This window comes from Rhodopseudomonas parapalustris (assembly GCF_053772255.1).
Genome location: NZ_JAMKBZ010000078.1, coordinates 1 through 793 on the forward strand (window position 1 = coordinate 1; position 793 = coordinate 793).

1 protein-coding gene is annotated in these 793 nt (G+C 46.4%); it reads left to right on the forward strand.

Annotation, left to right across the window (positions count from 1 at the left end):
* Nucleotides 1-174: 174 nt before the first annotated feature.
* Nucleotides 175-753, forward strand: a complete 579-nt coding sequence (locus M9H71_RS25105; protein WP_455407579.1) for a RipA family octameric membrane protein — start codon at nucleotides 175-177, stop codon at nucleotides 751-753.
* Nucleotides 754-793: the final 40 nt, after the last annotated feature.

Here is a 793-nt window from a genome sequence, read left to right on the forward strand (position 1 = left end):
TCACCCACAGGCCCACACGAGAAGCCCCCACCCCAAGAAAACCACGGTCACCCCGCGGCTTTCCTGCAAAATCGAATACTTGCCAACAATCGATCAGCCAACAAAATCAACCGCTTCCAAATTGTTCACGGACGACTAGTTATTTAGAGGATGCGAAGCAAGGAGGCCCGGACAATGGCCGAACAGACTGAACGGGAGAGGTATTTCGCTGAATTCCCGAAAGGTAGAGTGCGCGAAGAGGCGTTGAAGCAAGCTCTGGACATTCGAAAATTTGAAATCGAGCTATATTGGAAAAGGGCAACCTACTTTTGGGCTTTTATAGCGGTGTCCTTCGCGGCCTATTTCGCGCTTAAATCGACTTCAGATGCAGAGAGTACTTACATCGTAAGCTGCTTAGGTTATCTTTTTTCGTTGGCTTGGTATCTTGTCAATAGAGGCAGCGGAACATGGCAGAGAAACTGGGAAAGCCACGTTGATTTATTGGAAGACGAGATTATGGGGCCGCTTTATAAGACTATGATCAATCGGAGTACATATAAGTGGTACAATCTCGCGGAGCCTTATCCCTATTCGCCATCGAGAATAAATAATATCCTGGCGCTTGGAATTTCGATTGTGTGGCTCATTTTGATCGCACGCACCTTATACAAGGAGGAGCTCCTTCATTCACCTTACTCTGGAACATTTGTTGCAATGTCCGTATTCACAATTGTCGGTGCAATAGTCGTCCGTGAACAATTTGGAAGCGGTTGATTTTGTTGGCTGATCGATTGTTGGCAAGTATTCGATTTTG

What these genes read in the sequence shown, in the direction of transcription:
- M9H71_RS25105 (WP_455407579.1), top strand. Translation starts at nt 175, where the DNA reads ATGGCCGAACAGACTGAACGGGAGAGGTATTTCGCTGAATTCCCGAAA.